Source organism: Rathayibacter sp. VKM Ac-2801 (assembly GCF_009834245.1).
Classification (GTDB): Bacteria; Actinomycetota; Actinomycetes; order Actinomycetales; family Microbacteriaceae; genus Rathayibacter.
Map to the genome: position 1 here is coordinate 603,810 of NZ_CP047183.1, position 16,550 is coordinate 620,359.

Sequence of the window (16,550 nt, forward strand, 5' to 3'; positions counted from 1 at the left end):
CGAGGAGCCCGCCCAGGCGTCCGGCGGGCTCCTCTCAGTCCGTCTTGCGGACGGCCATCGGTGCCTCCGCCCGCTCGTCCACGACGTCGAGGCGCGCCAGCGCGTTCGCCGTCCCCCGGCGGCCCCGGGTCGCGATCAGGCCGATCACGGCGGCCGCCCCGAGGAGGAACGCGAGCAGCCCCCAGAACCCGCCCTCGACGGCGAGCAGCGTCGACCAGCCGCCCGAGCCCGCCGACCAGCGCACGAGCCGCTGCCAGGCGACCGGCCGCGGCTCGGGGCGAAGGCGCACCACCGTCTCGCCGAGGGTCCGCCCCGAGCGCAGCACGATCACCAGCTGGAGCAGCGGGGCCGCGAACGGCAGGACTCCGAGAACCACGTCCGCGGGGCTCGACCGCGTGTCCACCCCCGCGAGCACGAGGCCGACCCCGGTGATCGAGACGAGCGCGCCCGTGATGAGGCTCAGGGCGAGCGCGTCGCAGAGCATGCCGAACGCGCGGCGGCGGATCGTGACCGGGCGCGCCAGCTCCGGCACCGCGCCCTCGGTCCGGCGGGTGAAGACGAGGAGGACGGGGGAGAGGAGCGCGCCGAGCAGGGCGCCGACGGTGTTCGCCAGCAGGTCGTCGACGTCGAAGAGCCGGTAGGCGCACGGGTAGAGGAACCAGTCGCCCGTGAGCTGCGTGACCTCGATGAGGAGCGAGACGGCGAAGCCGACGACGGTGCCGCCGATCAGCCCGGCGACGAGGCGCCCGCGCAGAGCGAGATGGCGGACGAGCATCCCGAGGGGGACGAAGAAGACCACGTTCAGGAGCACCTGCGCGGACGCGGGATTCGTCAGCAACGCGCGGGGCCCGTCGATCCCGCCCTCCTTCGCGATGTCGCCGACGAAGGCGAACAGGCGCAGCTGCGGACCCGATCCGGCACGGCAGGCGGCGGCGACCGTCGCCTCGTCCGGCAGGGGGAGGAGCGTGTAGGTGACGAGGGCGAGCGCGTAGACCACGGCGGCGAAGGCCAGCACCGCGTTGCCGACTCCGAGGACGCCGCGCCGCCGGTACTGCAGGGCGGCCCAGGGCACGAGGCCGACGACGGCGATCGCGGATCCGAACACCAGGGCGAGCACGGCGGAGGTCATGCGTCGACAGTAGGAGAGCGGGCATCGATCCACCTCGGCTGGCGCGTCAGGCACGTCCGCCAGCGCGATTCGTCCCTCCCCAGCAGGGGATCCCGTCACCCGTCCACAGATCCGCGCGACCACCGTCAGCGGGCCCGACGCCCTGCTAGCGTTTCCTGGGTCGCGTCCAAGAAACGCGAACGCCCCCGACCCCTCCACGAAAGACGTCATGCCGCTGCGCCCCCGCCTCCTCGCCCTCCCCGCCGCCGTCGCGGCCGCCGCGTTCCTGCTGAGCGGCTGCACCGCCGAGGCTCCGAGCGCCTCCACCACCCCCGTCGACGGCGGCACGCTCACCTACGCGTCCGGCGACGCCGAGCCCACCTGCCTCGATCCGCACGTCGGCGGCAACTACCCGCAGGCGCTCCTCGCGACGCAGGTGCTCGAGTCGCTCGTCTCGCGCGACGCCGACGGCGCCATCACGCCGTGGCTGGCCGAGTCGTGGACCGTCTCGGACGATGCGCTCAGCTACGACTTCACGCTGCGCGAGGGCGTGACCTTCACCGACGGCACCGCGCTCGACGCGGAGGCGGTCGCCGCGAACATCGCGCACCTGCAGGACCCGGCGACCAAGTCCTCGACCGGCTACCTCGCCGTGGCGAAGGTCGCCTCCGTCACCGCCGTGTCGCCGACCGTCGCTCGCTTCACCCTCACCGCGCCCGACAGCGCGCTGCTCGAGTCGCTCGCGCAGCCGTGGACCGCGATCGAGTCGCCCGCCGGCATCGCCCGCGGCGAGGAGGCCAACTGCGAGGCGCCCGTCGGCACCGGCCCCTTCACCGTCTCGGAGTGGGTCAAGCAGGACCACGTGACCCTCACCCGCAACGAGGCGTACGACGCGTCGACCGGCCCGACGGGCGACGGCCACGAGGGCCCCGCGCACCTGGCGAGCATCACCTGGCGCTTCATCCCCGACTCCGCCACCCGCTACGCGGCGCTGCAGTCGGGCGAGGTCGACGTGCTCGACAACGCCCAGCCCGACACCCTGAAGGCCGCTACCGGAGCCTCCGACCTCGTCGAGCTCGACGCTCCGCGTCCCGGCTCGGTCAACCGCCTCGAGCTCAACTCCGGCCAGGCGCCGTTCGACGACGAGTCCGTCCGCGAGGCGTTCGTCCGCGGCGTCGGCGTGAACGACGCGATCGACTCCCTCTTCTTCGGCACCGCCGAGCGCTCCTACTCCCCGCTGTCGAGCCGCGAGGCGACCGCGTACTCCGACCCGTCGCTCTTCGAGGACGCCGGATCCGACTCCGAGACGGCCGCCGCGGAGGAGCTGCTCGAGAAGGCCGGCTGGGTGGACTCGGACGGCGACGGCGTCCGCGAGAAGGACGGCACGCCGCTCGTGCTGCGCTTCCCCGTCAGCACCAACCAGTCGATCCCGGCCGAGCAGTCGCTGTTCGAGCAGATCCAGGCCTCGGCGAAGACCCTCGGCTTCGACGTGCGGATCAGCCTGCTCGACCTGTCGAGCTGGTACACCGCGCTCGCGTCGAACGAGTACGAGCTGGTGAGCGCCCCGTACACGAAGGTCGGGCCCGACGTGCTGCGGATCCTCTACTCCTCCTCCGGCATCACCCCGGCGCCGAGCGGCTACTTCGCCAACCACGCGCAGATCGCCGACCCCGCGCTCGACTCGCTGCTCGAGCAGGCCAGTGCCACGACCGACGAGGACGCCCGCGCCGACCTGTACGAGCAGGCGCAGCGGATCGTCCTCGAGGGCTACTGGATCCTGCCGCTCTACGACCAGCAGAACCACTACCTGCACCGATCGGCCGTCCAGGGCCTCGTCGCCCTCGACACGGTGTCGACCCCCTGGTTCGCGGACGCCTGGGTCTGACCCGGCCGAGGAGCGCCGCCTGCGCTGCTCGATGAGCAGTCACCTGCTGGTCGAGCAGCCGCCGTCGGCGGCGTGTCGAGACTTCGCACTCCGAAGCGTGCGGACCTCGATGAAGCCCCCGAACCGGCGCACCCCACCGCGCCGACCCGAGAGAGGACGTCCGCCCGCATGATCCGCCGCGTGCTCCTCCGCCTCGGGGGCGCCCTCGTGGTGCTCTGGGCCGTCGCGACCGCCGTCTTCGTCCTCATCCGCCTCGTCCCCGGCGATCCGGCGCAGGCGATCCTCGGCGGCCCGGGCTCGCAGGCGTCGCCCGAGGCGCTCGCCGCGGTGCGGGAGCAGTACGGACTCGACCAGCCCCTCCTCGTGCAGTACCTGGTGCAGCTCGGCAGGCTCGCGCGCGGCGACCTCGGCGCCTCCTACTCCCTCCGCACCCCGGTCGCGCAGATCCTCGGCGAGCAGCTGCCCGGCACCCTCCTGCTCGCCGTGCTCGCGCTGACCGCCGCGTGGATTCTCGCGCTCGCGACGGCCCTCTGGTCGACCCGGGGCGGCCGGCTCGCCGCCGCGATCGGGTCCGGCCTCGAGCTCACGGCGGCCGCGCTCCCGCACTTCTGGCTGGCGACCGTCCTGATCGCCGTCTTCGCGACCGCGCTGCGCTGGCTGCCCCCGGTGAGCACTGGAGCCCCCGCCGGACTCGTCCTGCCGACGCTCACCCTCGCGATCCCGCTGGCGGGCTTCCTCGGCCAGGTGATGCGCCGCTCCCTCCTCGACGCGCTGGAGTCGCCGTTCGTGCTCGCCGCTCGGGCGCGCGGCGAGGGCGAGCTCGGCGTCCGCACCCGCCACGCGCTGCGTCACGCGGTGCTGCCGGGGGTCTCGCTCTCGGGCTGGGCGTTCGGCTACCTGATCGGCGGGGCCGTGGTGGTCGAGACGATCTTCGCGCGACCGGGGCTCGGCCGGACGCTGCTCGCGGCGGTGACCGTCCGCGACGTGCCGGTGGTGACGGGAGTCGTGCTGGTCACGGCGCTGGCGTACATCGTCGTGACCCTCGCCACCGATCTGCTGACGCGCGTGATCGACCCGCGTCTGGCCCGGCGGGAGTCGGTCGCGTGAGCGAGCTCGAGCTGCGCGCCGCCCGCCCGCTCCGCCGGGGTGCGTCCCGCCTCCGCGCCGGCGAGGTGCTGGCCGCGGTCTTCGTGGTGCTGCTCCTGCTCGCCGCCGTCGCGCCCGGGCTGCTCGCCCCCTCCGATCCGCTCGCCGTCGCCCCGCGCGACGCCTTCGCGCCACCGGGCGCCGCGCACCTGCTCGGCACCGACGAGTCCGGCCGCGACGTGCTCAGCCGCCTCATCGCGGGGGCGGGCGCGTCCCTCCTGATCGGCGCCAGCGCCACCGCGATCGGCCTCGTCCTGGGCGCGGTGCTCGGGGTGGTCGCAGCGTTCGGAGGCCGCGTCGTCGACGGCGTGATCGGCCGCGTGCTCGAGGTGCTCTTCGCCTTCCCCGCGCTCCTGCTCGCGCTGCTCGTGATCGTGGTCACGGGCCCCGGAGTCGTCCCCGCCACGATCGCGGTCGGCCTCTCGACCGCACCCGGGTACGCCCGCATCCTGCGCACCCGGCTGCTCGGCATCCGCGACTCCGGCTACGTCGAGGCGGCGCGCGTCCTGGGGCACGGGCCCGTCCGCATCCTCGTGCGGCACGTCCTCCCCAACACCTTCGGGCCGCTCGCTGTGCTGGCGACCCTCGGCGTCGGCCAGGCGATCGTCTGGGCCTCGGCCCTCAGCTACCTGGGTCTGGGCGCCGAGCCGCCCGCGCCGGAGTGGGGCGCGATGCTCTCGGCGGGCCGCACCTACCTCGCGAGCGCGTGGTGGCTGACCGTGTTCCCGGGACTGGCGATCGTGCTGACCACGATCGCGACGACGGTCCTCGGCGGGCGTCTGCGGGGCGCGCGGTGAGCGCGGTCGTCGTCGAGGGTCTCCGGGTCGCCTTCGACGGCGTCGAGGTGGTGCACGGGATCTCGTTCCGCGTGGAGCCGGGGGAGTGCGTCGCGATCGTCGGCGAGTCGGGGTCGGGGAAGAGCGTCACCGCGCGAGCGCTGCTGGGGCTGAGCGGAGGCGCCGTGACCGGGAGCGTCCGCGTCGGCGGGACCGAAGTGGTCGGCGCCGGCGAGCGGGAGCTGCGGCGGCTGCGCGGCGGATCCGTCGGCTTCGTCCCGCAGGACGCGCTGCTGTCGCTCGACCCGCTGCGCCCGATCGGCCGCGAGATCGGCGACGTGCTCCGCCTCCACGGCCGCCTGCCCGCGGCCGAACGCGCGCAGCGGACGGTCGAGGCACTGGCGAGCGTCGGGATGCCGGAGCCGGCCGAGCGGATGCGCGAGCGCTCCGGCGACCTCTCCGGCGGGCTCCGCCAGCGCGCCCTCCTCGCGGCGGCCGTGGCGCTCGATCCGCCGCTGCTCGTCGCCGACGAGCCGACCACCGCGCTCGACGTCACCGTGCAGGCCCGCGTGCTCGAGCTCTTCGCCGAGCAGAAGGCGCGCGGCCGGGCGCTCGTCCTGGTCTCGCACGACCTCGCCGTGGTGGCGGGCCTCGCCGACCGCATCCTCGTGCTCGCCGACGGCCGCGTGGTGGAGGAGGGGACCGCGGCCGAGGTGCTGCGCGCGCCCCGGAGCCCCGAGGCCCGCGCACTCGTGGCCGCTGTCCCCGCCGGGCGCCCGCGCGGCTCCCGGCTGACGGACCCCTCGGCCCCGATCCTCCCGCCGGCGGCCGCAGGGGAGACGGTGCTCGCCGCGCGCGGCCTGTCGGCCCGGTTCCCGCTTGCCGGCGGAGGCGTGCGCACCGCCGTCGACGGCGTCGACCTCGAGCTGCGGCGCGGCGAGACCCTCGGCCTGGTCGGCGAGTCCGGCTCCGGCAAGAGCACGGTCGCCCGCCTCCTGCTCGCGCTGCGCCGCCCCGATGCCGGCACCGTCGAGCTGTCCGGCGAGCCGTGGTCCGCCGCGACGGAGCGCTCCCGCCGACCCCGCCGCCCGCGGATCGGCGCCGTCTACCAGGACAGCCTCTCCTCGTTCGACCCGCGCTGGAGTGTCGGGCGGCTCCTCCGCGACGCCGGCGCCGCCTCCGTGCCCGAGCTGCTCGAGAGCGTGGGGCTCGACCCCGCCCTGGAGCGGCGCTCGCCGCGCACCCTCTCGGGCGGCCAGCGCCAGCGCGTCTCGATCGCCAGAGCCCTCGCCACCCGCCCCGACGTGCTGATCTGCGACGAGCCCGTCTCGGCCCTCGACGTGTCGGTGCAGGCCCAGATCCTCGACCTCCTCGACGACCTGCAGCGCCGTCACGGCCTCGCGCTGCTCCTGATCTCGCACGACCTCGGCGTGATCGCCCACATGAGCGACCGCATCGCGGTGATGCGCGAGGGCCGGATCGTCGAGACGGGCCCCGCCGCGTCGCTCCTGGCCGCGCCGCAGGAGGACTACACCCGCCGACTGCTCGCCGCGGCCCCGCGGCTCGACCGCGGCTGATCGCGGCCACCGACGGCACGACGTCGGCCGCGAGCACTCGGCCTCGCCTGACAGCCGAGGCCACCCCTTCTCAACCGACGTCGTGCGAGCCTCCAGCGCCCCGGACACGGACCTCGTCCAGCATCCCGGCCGGCTGGGCTCCGGTCGAGCCGCTGAGCAGCCCGCCGCCGAGCCCCGCCCGGGGAGGACCCGTCCGTCCGGCCTCCGCTGCGCGACCCGTCAGTCGGCACGCGGGGGCGGCACGCTCAGGATCCGGTCGTCGGCGTTCCCGGGCGACCCGCGTCCGCCCGTGTTGCTGGTCACGAACCACAGGTCTCCGCTCGGAGCCGCCACCGCGTCCCGCAGCCTGCCGTACTCGCCTCGCACGTAGTCGGTGGACGTCGACGGGTCCGCGACGGGCACCGCGCGCAGCACCTCCCCGCGGAGGTTCGCCAGGTAGAGCACCTCGTCCACCACCGCCATCCCGCTCGGACTCGCCTCATCGGGCGTCCACTGCTGCACGGGGTCGGCGAAGCCCTCCTCGCCCGCGGCGCCCTCGACGACCGGCCAGCCGTAGTTCGCACCGGGCTCGATGATGTTGAGCTCGTCCCAGGTGTCCTGCCCGAACTCGCTCGCGAAGAGCGTGCCGTCGGCGGACCAGGCGAGGCCCTGCGGGTTGCGGTGGCCGAGGCTGTAGACGAGGGATCCGGGCGTCGGGTTGTCGGCGGGCGCCTCGCCGTCGAGGGTCATCCGGAGGATCTTGCCGGAGAGCGACTCCGGATCCTGCGCCGCCTCGCGCCGGCCGGCATCGCCCACGGTCGCGTAGAGCAGGCCGTCCGGTCCGATCGCGATTCGGCCGCCGTCATGGGTGCGCGCGGCCGGGATCCGGTCGAGGATCGTCCGCGCGGGCCCGAGGCCGAGCGAGCCCGCGGAGCCGGTGAGGTCGAAGCGCTGGAGCCGGTTGCCGTCCGGCCCGGTCGAGTAGGCGATGAGCACCCCGCCCGCTGCCGCGAGTCCGAGGAGTCCGCTCTCGCCCTCCGCGACCACGTCGTCGACGACGCCGATCACGCGGGTCGTGCCGTCCTCGGCCAGCTCGAGGATCCGGCCGCTGTCGCGCTCGCTGACGAGCGGGACGCCGTCGGCGAAAGCCACCGACCAGGGCGCCTCCAGCCCCTCGGCGACGGCGCGCGGCGCGTCGGCTCCCGAGGGCAGCGGTGCGCTCGGCGGCGCGGCCGAGCAGGAGGCGAGCAGCGCGCCGAGCGCGAGGGCGGCGGCCGCGAGGCCGGTGCGGTTCGTCATCGGCTGAGCTCCTGTCTCGACGGTGGATCGAGCCTCGCACCGGACCCTTCGAGGCCTCTCAGGGAAGGGGGCGGGCGGTCCCACCCGCGAATCCGCCGCACCTCCACCACGTGTCGGACCTCCGGCGTAGCGTTGCCGAGGTGATGCGCCCGACGCCCCAGACCCTCGGCCAGCTCCGTGCCTCCGGGCACGTGCAGAAGAGCCTCCGCACCGAGATCCGCGACAACCTGCTCGACGCCCTGCGCGAGGGCCGCGACCCCTGGCCGGGCCTGCACGGCTTCGCCGAGACCGTGATCCCGCAGGTCGAGCGCGCCGTCCTCGCCGGCCACGACATCGTCCTGCTGGGCGAGCGCGGCCAGGGCAAGACCCGCCTCCTGCGCACCCTCGTCGGCCTGCTCGACGAGTGGACGCCCGTGATCGAGGGATCCGAGCTCGGCGAGCACCCCTACGAGCCGATCACCACGGAGAGCCGCCGCCGCGCGCAGGAGCTGGGCGAGGACCTGCCCGTCGCGTGGAAGCCGCGCGAGGAGCGCTACGTCGAGAAGCTGGCCACCCCCGACACCAGCGTCGCCGACCTCATCGGCGACGTCGACCCGATGAAGGTGGCCGAGGGTCGCAGCCTGGGCGACCCGGAGACGATCCACTTCGGTCTCATCCCGCGCAGCCACCGCGGCATCGTCGCGATCAACGAGCTGCCGGACCTGGCCGAGCGGATCCAGGTCGCCATGCTCAACGTGATGGAGGAGCGCGACATCCAGATCCGCGGCTACGTCCTCCGCCTCCCGCTCGACGTCCTCGTCGTCGCGAGCGCGAACCCGGAGGACTACACGAACCGCGGCCGGATCATCACGCCGCTGAAGGACCGCTTCGGCGCCGAGATCCGCACTCACTACCCGACCGCCCTCGTCGACGAGGTCGCCGTCATCCGGCAGGAGGCGGACCTCGTCGCGACCGTGCCCGACGCGCTCATCGAGATCCTCGCCCGCTTCACGCGCGCCCTGCGCGAGTCGAGCTCCGTCGACCAGCGCAGCGGCGTCAGCGCACGCTTCGCCATCGCCGGCGCCGAGACCATCGCCGCCGCCGCCCTGCACCGCGCCACCCGCCGCGGCGAGGAGGAGGCGGTGGCCCGCCCCATCGACCTCGAGACCGCCGTCGACGTGCTCGGCGGCAAGATCGAGTTCGAGTCGGGCGAGGAGGGCCGCGAGGACGAGATCCTCGACCACCTGCTCCGACAGGCCACCGCCGAGACCGTCCGCGCCCACCTGCGCGGCGTCGACCTCGGGCCGCTCGTCGAGGCGGTCGAGAACGGCGCGATGATCACGACCGGCGAGCAGGTGACCGCCCGCGAGTTCCTGGCCGGCCTGCCGTTGCTGGGCGAGGCCCGCGTCTACGACGAGGTCGCCGAGCGCCTCGACGCCGTGGGGGAGGGGCGCCGCGCCGGAGCCGTCGAGCTCGCTCTCGAGGGCCTCTACCTCTCGCGCAAGCTGAGCAAGGAGACGGGCGGGGGCGAGGCCGTCTATGGCTGATGCTCCGCGCGGCAACCGGCGGCTGAAGCGCGACGCGCGCTACGCGAAGTACGACGGCGGACCCGATCCGCTCGCCCCTCCGGTCGACCTGAAGGAGGCCCTCGACGCGATCGGCGAGGACGTGATGGGCGGCACCTCTCCCGAGCGCGCCCTGCGCGAGTTCCTTCGGCGCGGCACGCGCGACCGCGAGGGCCTGGACGACCTGGCCGCCCGCGTCGCCGAGCGCCGTCGCGAGCTCACGCAGAAGAACAACCTCGACGGCACCCTCCGGGAGATCCGCGAGCTGCTCGACAAGGCCGTCCTCGCCGAGCGCAAGCAGCTCGCCCGCGACACGCAGATGGACGACGGCGACCGGGCGCTCGCCGAGATCCAGCTCGACAGCCTCCCGCCCTCGCCGGCCGCGGCCGTCTCGGAGCTGAGCGACTACCGCTGGCAGAGCCCTGAGGCGCGCGCCGACTTCGAGCGGATCCGCGAGCTCCTGGGCCGCGAGATGCTCGACCAGCGGTTCGAGGGGATGAAGCAGGCGCTCGAGAACGCGAGCGATGAGGACCGGGCCGCGATCGATGCGATGCTCCGCGACCTCACCGAGCTGCTCGAGGCGCACGCGCGCGGCGAGGACACTCCGGAGCAGTTCGACGCGTTCATGGAGCAGCACGGCGAGTACTTCCCCGAGGGCCCGGAGTCGGTGGACGAGCTGATCGATGCGCTCGCCGCCCGCGCGGCCGCGGCTCAGCGGATGCGCAACTCGATGACCGCCGAGCAGCGGGCCGAGCTCGACGCCCTCGCCCAGCAGGCCTTCGGCACTCCCGAGCTGATGCAGTCCCTCGGCCGCCTCGACGAGACCCTGCGCGGGCTCCGTCCCGGCGAGGACTGGGGCGGCTCCGAGCGGATGGACGGCGAGCAGGGGCTCGGCCTCGGCGACGGGACGGGCGTGTTCCAGGAGCTGGCCGACCTCGACGCCCTCGCTGACCAGCTCGCGCAGACGGACCGCTCCTCCCTCGACGACCTCGACCTCGACCTGCTGGCGAAGCGCCTGGGCGAGGACGCCTCCGTCGACGCGCAGACGCTGAAGCGCCTGGAGCGGGCCCTGCGCGACTCCGGCACGCTGCGCCGCAACTCCGACGGCCGCCTCGCGCTCAGCCCCAAGGCCATGCGCCAACTCGGCAAGGCGCTCCTGCGCGACATCGCCGAGACCGTCTCCGGCCGCCAGGGCGCCCGCGACGTCCGCCGCGCGGGCGCGGCGGGCGAGCGCTCCGGAGCGACGCGCGCGTGGGAGTTCGGCGACACCGAGGCCTGGGACATCCCCCGCACGGTCACCAACGCCCTCACCCGCACCGCCGGCGAGGGCCGCCCGGTCGGCTCGGGAGTGCGCATCCGGATCGACGACGTCGAGGTGCAGGAGACGGAGGCGCGCACGCAGGCCTGCGTCGCGCTCCTCGTCGACACGTCGTTCTCGATGGCGATGGACGGCCGCTGGGTGCCGATGAAGCGCACCGCGCTCGCCCTGCACACCCTGATCAGCAGCCGGTTCCGCGGGGACGCGCTGCAGCTCGTCGCCTTCGGCCGGCGTGCCGAGGTGATGGACGTCGAGCAGCTGGTGGGCCTGGACGCGGAGTGGGACAAGGGCACGAACCTGCACCACGCGCTGCTGCTGGCCAACCGGCACTTCCGCAAGCACCCGAACGCGCAGCCGGTGCTGCTCATCGTCACCGACGGCGAGCCGACCGCGCACCTCGAGCCCGACGGCGGCGTCTTCTTCGACTATCCGCCGGACCCGCTGACCGTCGCCGTCTCGGTCCGCGAGCTCGACGCGTCGCTCCGACTGGGCGCGCACACCACGTTCTTCCGGCTGGGCGACGACCCCGGCCTCGCGCGCTTCATCGACTCGCTCGCCCGCCGGGTCGGCGGCTCGGTGGTGAACCCGGAGGCGGAGGACCTGGGCGCGGCCGTCGTCTCGTCGTACCTCGGCGCTCGCGGCGCGGGTCCGGGCGGCGGCGGGTCGCCGGGCGAGGAGCTGTTCGGCCGAGGCTGGAGCTTCTGAGCCGTTCAGGATGCAGGAGGAATCCGCTTCCGCGCCTCAGGATCAGCGGATCTCCGCCGCTCCGGAGGCGTTCGTCCTGAGTTCTGAACGCGCCCGGCTCAGAACAGCGGCCAGGGCACCGCGGGCATCCCGCCCCGCGGGCCCGGGAAGCGGCCGGAGGAGCCGAGCCGCTCGCAGCGCTTCGCGAACGCGGCGACCTCGTCCTCGGTGAGCAGCTCCGAGAGAGCCTCGCCGAGCGGTCCGTCGATCTGCGCGCGCAGGAGCGCCAGCGCCGCCAGCTCCTCCTCGAGCAGCGGTTCGCCGATCCAGCCCCAGAGGACCGTGCGCAGCTTGTGCTCGGAGTGGAAGGTGAGGCCGTGGTCGACGCCGTAGCGGTGGCCGTCGGGCAGCGCGAGCACGTGCCCGCCCTTCCGGTCCGCGTTGTTGGCGACCACGTCGAACACGGCCATCCGGCGCAGCGCCGTCGAGTCCTCGTGCACGAGCGAGATGTCGCGGTCCTCCTCGTCGCTGCCGTCGAGGACGTGCCGCCATCCGTCCGGCACGGTGTCGGCGGGCACCAGGTCGACCGCGTCCTGGTCCGGATCGATGTCCTGCCAGAGCTGCACCATGCCCGGCCCGAGCGGACCGTCGCGGAGCCAGGTGCGCGGCACCACGTTCCAGCCGAGCGCCTCCGAGACCAGGTACGCGGCGACCTCGCGGCCCGCGAGCACGCCGTCCGGGAAGTCCCACAGCGGCTTCTCGCCCGAGATCGGCTTGTAGACGACGGACGTCTCGCCGAGCTGCGCGAGGAACGTCGCGTTCGAGGCGATCGTGATCCGGCCGGCCAGCTCCAGCTCGCCGTCGAGCCCGCCCGGGTCGCTCATGCGAGCGGGCAGTCGTGCCCGTCGGGATCCATCGGCTCGCCGCAGCGGGGGCAGAGCGGGCGCCCGGCGCCGACGACCTCGAGGGTGCGCTTCGCGAAGGCGCGCGCCGTCCCGACCGGGATCTTCACCTGCAGCATCTCGGTCGGCTCGGGCTCCTCCTCGGAGTCGTCCTCCGCCTCGGTCAGCGGGTAGGCCTCGATCACGATCTGCGCGGTGGACGGGTCCCAGCCGAGGCTGAGCCCGCCGACGCGGAACTCGGGCTCCACGGGCTGGTCGAGCGGATCGTTGTCGACGAGCTCCGGGGGAGTGCCGGCGGGGACGCTGACCGGGTTGCCCTGGGCGGTCATCAGCTGGTCGAGGATCTCGTCGATCTTCTCGGCGAGGAGGGCCGACTGCTGCTTCTCGAGGCCGACGCTGACCACGCGGGGCCCGGTCTTGGCCTGGAGGTAGAAGGAGCGCGAGCCGGGTGAGCCGACGGTCCCCACGACGACGCGATCGGGCCAGTCGAATCCGTGCACGATCGGAGGCATGCCCCCAGTCTACGAGCGCCCGCCTCCGCAGTGGCTGCGCGCGGCGGGCTCCCCGTTCGGGGAGCCCGCCCGCTCGTGCTGAGGGGCGCGTCGAGATCCGTCACCACCGGAGAGGAGGGGTCTCGATGCGCCGCTGCGCGGCTGGTCGACCAGCAAGGTCCGATCGTGCTGATCGAGCAGCCCCGGAGGGGCGTATCGAGATCCACCCCCACCGGACTCGAGGGCCTCGACGTGTCGGTGCGCGGACCCCGCCCGCTGATCGAGCAGCCTCCGAAGCCCCCTACTCGTGCCCCGCACCGCCCCCCACGGCGGCGTCCGCCACGGGGGCCGCCTTCCGCAGCCAGCTCAGGTCCCCGGCGTCCGTGTTCATCGCGACGACCTCGGGCCGCCCCGCACCGTAGCGGATGATCGACACCGACGCCGGTCCGACGCTGAGCCTCTGGAACAGGTCGAGGTGCATGCCGAGCGCGTCCGCGAGGATCGCCTTGATCGTGTCGCCGTGGCTGACGGCCGCCCACACTGCGCCGTCCCCGTGCTCCTCCGCCATCGCCGCGTCGTGCCGGCGGATCGCCGACACGGCCCGCGCCTGCATCGCGAGCATCCCCTCGCCGCCGGGGAAGACCACCGCGGAGGGCTGGTTCTGCACCGTCGCCCAGAGCGGCTCCGTCGCGAGGTCCCGCAGCGAGCGACCCGACCAATCGCCGTAGTCGCACTCGGTGATGCCCTTGTCGATCACGGTCGCCGGTGATCCCGTCTGCCGGTCGAGGACGAAGCGCGTGGTCTGCCGGCACCGCTCGAGCGGGCTCGACACCACGGCCGCGAGCTCGACCGCCGCGAGCCGCTCACCGGTGCGCGCCGCCTGCGCCCGTCCGACGTCGTCGAGCCGCACTCCGGCGGTGCGTCCGGCGAGGATCCCCGCGGTGTTCGCGGTGGTGCGTCCGTGCCGGACGAGGAGGAGCGTGGGCATGGGGCCAGCGTAGGCGGCCGTGCTCCCGCCCCGCCCGGCTGCCGAGGCCGCGGTGGCGCGCCGATCCCGCCCGTCCCGCCGCGCCGCCGGGCCAGAAGGCGCTGCAGCGATCCCGCCCCGTTCCAGCGCAGCGCCGGGCCGCCCGGGCCGCGCCGACGGGTTCCGCGCGACTCCACCGCTGGACGGATGCCCCGGCCGCAGCGCCTCCCTAGGCTGGAGGAGCGGCCGCCCACCGCGGCCCGGAAGGGACACACATGGACGGGACGACGCCCCCCGGCATTCCCCAGGACGGCACGGACACCGAGCTCGCCGCTGCTGAGCGCACCGCTGCCGACGGCACGACTGCAGAGCTCGCCGACTCCGCGCGCACCGACTCCGCGACCCCCGCGTGGGCCGCCCCCGAGGCCTCCGGCCGCCACGGCGAGGTCGCCCTGCGGATCCGCGGCCTCCGCAAGCGCTTCGGCGACAAGGAGGCCGTGAAGGACATCGACCTCGACGTCCCCGCCGGCTCCTTCTTCGGGCTCGTCGGTCCCAACGGCGCGGGCAAGACGACGACCCTCTCGATGGCCACGGCCCTGCTCCGCCCCGACAGCGGCGTCGTCACGATCCACGAGGTCGACGTCTGGAAGGACACCCTCGAGGCGAAGCGCCTGATCGGCGTCCTCGCCGACGGGGTCAAGCTGTTCGACCGCCTCACCGGTCTCCAGCTCGTCACCTACTACGGCCTGCTCTGCGGGCTCGAGCGACCCACCGTGGTCGAGCGGACGAACGACCTCCTCGCGCTGCTCGGCCTCGACCCGGCCGACCGCACCCTCGTCGTGGACTACTCCGCGGGCATGACCAAGAAGATCGCGCTCGCCTGCGCTCTCGTGCGCGCCCCGCGCCTCCTGGTGCTCGACGAGCCGTTCGAGTCGGTCGACCCCGTCTCGGCGGCGAACATCCGCGACATCCTGACCGGCTTCGTCGCGTCGGGCGGCACGGTCATCGTCTCGTCGCACTCCATGGACCTCGTCGAGCGGATGTGCGACCGCGTCGCCGTCATCGCCGACGGCCGCGTGCTCGCCTCCGGCACCCTCGAGGAGGTCCGCGCCGGCTCCAGCCTCGAGGAGCGCTTCGTCGAGCTGGTCGGCGGCCGCACCCACCAGGAGGGACCGGCATGGTTGCGCATCTCCTGAGGCTGCGGCTGCTCCTGCTCCGCAACTCCCTGACGCGGAACGTGTGGCAGCTGATCGGCGTGATCCTCGGCGGCCTCTACGCGATCGCGGTGCTCGGCCTGGTCGCGGCCGGGCTGGTCGCGCTCGGAGGCACGGACCCGGCGTTCGCGAACGTCGCGATCGTCCTCGGCGGCTCCGCTCTGATCCTGGGCTGGGTGCTCGGGCCGATCTTCCTGTCCGGCTCCGACCAGAGCCTCGACCTGCCCACCCTCGCGACATTCCCGATCCCGCTGCGGACCCTTCTGCTCGGGCTCGCCGCCGCGGGCCTCGCGGGCATCCCCGGCGTCGTGACCACGCTCGGCGCGCTCGCCTCCGCCGCCGCATGGTGGAGCCGGCCGATCGGCATCCTGCCCGGCCTCGTCGCCGCGGTGATCGGGGTCGCCACCTGCGTGGTCGCGTCCCGCCTGATCGGCGCGCTCACCACGGGCCTGGGCTCGAGCCGCCGCTACCGCGAGGTGATCGGCGGCGTCGTGCTCGTCGTCGTCATCCTGCTCGGACCGCTCTTCTTCGGCCTGACGAACGTGATCCGCGACGGCCTGGACGTCCTGCCCGTGATCGCGGGCGCCCTCGGCTGGTCGCCGCTCGGCGCGATCTGGGCCGTCCCCGGATCCGTCGTCGCCGGCGACTGGGTCGCGGCGATCGCGCGCCTGCTGATCGGGCTCGCGACGCTGGCCGTCCTCGTCTGGGCCTGGGCCCGGGCGCTGCGCCACGCCCTCGCGGAGCCCGCCGCGTCCGGCGCGCACTCCGCCTCCGGCTCCGCGGGCCTGGGCCTGTTCGCGCGCTTCCCCGGCACCCCGACCGGCGCCGTCGCTGCGCGCGCTCTGGGCTACTGGTGGCGCGACCCGCGCTACAGCCGCGGGCTCCTCGTCATCCCGGCGGTCGTCGTCCTCGCGGTCTTCTACTCCGCGATCGGCAGCGGCGGCGACACCTTCGTGCTGCTCTCCGCCGTGCTCGTCGGCCTGATCTTCGGTGTGACCCTCTGCGCCGACGTGTCGTACGACGGCACCGCCTGGGCGGCGCACGTCAGCTCCGGAGTGACGGGGTCGGCCGACCGCGCCGGTCGCGTCATCGCCGCCGCGATCATCGGCATCCCGGCCGTGGTCGTCGTGGCCGTGGGCACCGCGCTGTACGCGGGACGTGCCGACGCGATCCCGGCCGTCCTGGGCATGGCGCTGGCCCTCGTGCTCAGCGGGTTCGGAGTGTCGAGCGTCGCCTCGTCGCTCGTCGTCTACCCCGTGCCCGCGCCGGGGGACAGCCCGCTGAAGACGCCGCCGGGCTCCGGGATGATCTCGAGCGTCGTGATGCTGGGGAGCATGGCGGCGACGGGCCTGCTGGCGCTCCCGTCGATCGTCCTCGGCGCGATCTCGCTCATCGGCGGCGATCCGGCCTTCGGCCTGATCGGACTGGCGGCCGCCCTCGTGCTGGGCACCGTCTTCGCGCTGGTCGGCATCCGCGTCGGCGGCCGGATCGTCGACCGCCGAGCGCCGGAGCTGTTCGCCGCCCTCGTGACGATCGGCTGATGCGGGAGCCGGGCGCGGGCCGGCGGTGCCCGCCTGCTCCCCGCCCCGCCCCCCGAGTGCGCGAAAATCGTCGCACTCGACCGCGAGTGCGACAACTCCTGCACATTCGCGGGAGCGCC

Annotated in this window: 13 protein-coding genes; 8 read left to right on the forward strand and 5 right to left on the reverse strand. The window is 74.4% G+C overall.

The annotated features are described in order from the left end of the window. Positions 1-34: 34 nt before the first annotated feature. On the reverse strand, positions 35-1,129 hold the full coding sequence (locus GSU45_RS02725; protein ID WP_159912503.1) for a VanZ family protein: 1,095 nt from the start codon (positions 1,127-1,129) through the stop codon (positions 35-37). A 208-nt stretch (positions 1,130-1,337) separates the two neighbouring features. On the opposite strand from GSU45_RS02725, the gene GSU45_RS02730 reads away from it, so the two are divergent. From GSU45_RS02730 to GSU45_RS02745, 4 genes are all read left to right on the forward strand, one after another. Further along, entirely contained in the window at positions 1,338-2,993 is a 1,656-nt protein-coding gene (locus GSU45_RS02730) for an ABC transporter substrate-binding protein (protein ID WP_159912505.1), read from the forward strand. 168 nt (positions 2,994-3,161) lie between these two features. After that, positions 3,162-4,100, forward strand: a complete 939-nt coding sequence (locus GSU45_RS02735; RefSeq protein ID WP_159912507.1) for an ABC transporter permease — start codon at positions 3,162-3,164, stop codon at positions 4,098-4,100. Then, a complete protein-coding gene (locus GSU45_RS02740) occupies positions 4,097-4,936 on the forward strand; it encodes an ABC transporter permease (RefSeq protein WP_159912509.1) in 840 nt (279 codons plus the stop codon). The genes GSU45_RS02735 and GSU45_RS02740 overlap by 4 nt, the downstream gene beginning before the upstream one ends. Beyond that, a complete protein-coding gene (locus GSU45_RS02745; RefSeq protein WP_159912511.1) occupies positions 4,933-6,492 on the forward strand; it encodes an ABC transporter ATP-binding protein in 1,560 nt (519 codons plus the stop codon). The genes GSU45_RS02740 and GSU45_RS02745 overlap by 4 nt, the downstream gene beginning before the upstream one ends. A 219-nt stretch (positions 6,493-6,711) precedes the next feature. On the opposite strand, the gene GSU45_RS02750 is transcribed toward GSU45_RS02745, so the two are convergent. Beyond that, positions 6,712-7,770, reverse strand: coding sequence for a PQQ-dependent sugar dehydrogenase (locus GSU45_RS02750; RefSeq protein WP_159912513.1), 1,059 nt, complete (start codon positions 7,768-7,770; stop codon positions 6,712-6,714). A 143-nt stretch (positions 7,771-7,913) separates the two neighbouring features. Here GSU45_RS02750 and GSU45_RS02755 point away from each other — a divergent pair, with 143 nt between their 5' ends. Next, complete coding sequence (locus GSU45_RS02755) at positions 7,914-9,296, forward strand: magnesium chelatase (protein ID WP_159912515.1); 1,383 nt, start codon at positions 7,914-7,916, stop codon at positions 9,294-9,296. Next, positions 9,289-11,337 carry a VWA domain-containing protein gene (locus GSU45_RS02760; RefSeq protein WP_159912517.1) on the forward strand — a complete coding sequence of 683 codons (2,049 nt, stop codon included), beginning with the start codon at positions 9,289-9,291 and terminating at the stop codon, positions 11,335-11,337. The genes GSU45_RS02755 and GSU45_RS02760 overlap by 8 nt, the downstream gene beginning before the upstream one ends. A 98-nt stretch (positions 11,338-11,435) precedes the next feature. Here GSU45_RS02760 and GSU45_RS02765 read toward each other — a convergent pair whose 3' ends face one another. The 3 genes from GSU45_RS02765 to GSU45_RS02775 form a co-directional block, all read right to left on the reverse strand. Further along, on the reverse strand, positions 11,436-12,200 hold the full coding sequence (locus GSU45_RS02765; protein WP_159912519.1) for an SCO1664 family protein: 765 nt from the start codon (positions 12,198-12,200) through the stop codon (positions 11,436-11,438). Continuing rightward, positions 12,197-12,730 carry a DUF3090 domain-containing protein gene (locus tag GSU45_RS02770; protein ID WP_104225051.1) on the reverse strand — a complete coding sequence of 178 codons (534 nt, stop codon included), beginning with the start codon at positions 12,728-12,730 and terminating at the stop codon, positions 12,197-12,199. The genes GSU45_RS02765 and GSU45_RS02770 overlap by 4 nt, the downstream gene beginning before the upstream one ends. A gap of 280 nt (positions 12,731-13,010) precedes the next feature. Next, positions 13,011-13,697, reverse strand: coding sequence for a histidine phosphatase family protein (locus GSU45_RS02775; RefSeq protein WP_159912521.1), 687 nt, complete (start codon positions 13,695-13,697; stop codon positions 13,011-13,013). 254 nt (positions 13,698-13,951) lie between these two features. On the opposite strand from GSU45_RS02775, the gene GSU45_RS02780 reads away from it, so the two are divergent. Next, on the forward strand, positions 13,952-14,872 hold the full coding sequence (locus tag GSU45_RS02780; protein ID WP_159912523.1) for an ABC transporter ATP-binding protein: 921 nt from the start codon (positions 13,952-13,954) through the stop codon (positions 14,870-14,872). Continuing rightward, positions 14,854-16,431 (forward strand): transporter, encoded by a 1,578-nt coding sequence (locus GSU45_RS02785; protein WP_159912525.1) that lies wholly within the window; start codon positions 14,854-14,856, stop codon positions 16,429-16,431. Before GSU45_RS02780 ends, GSU45_RS02785 begins: the two co-directional genes overlap by 19 nt. Positions 16,432-16,550: the final 119 nt, after the last annotated feature.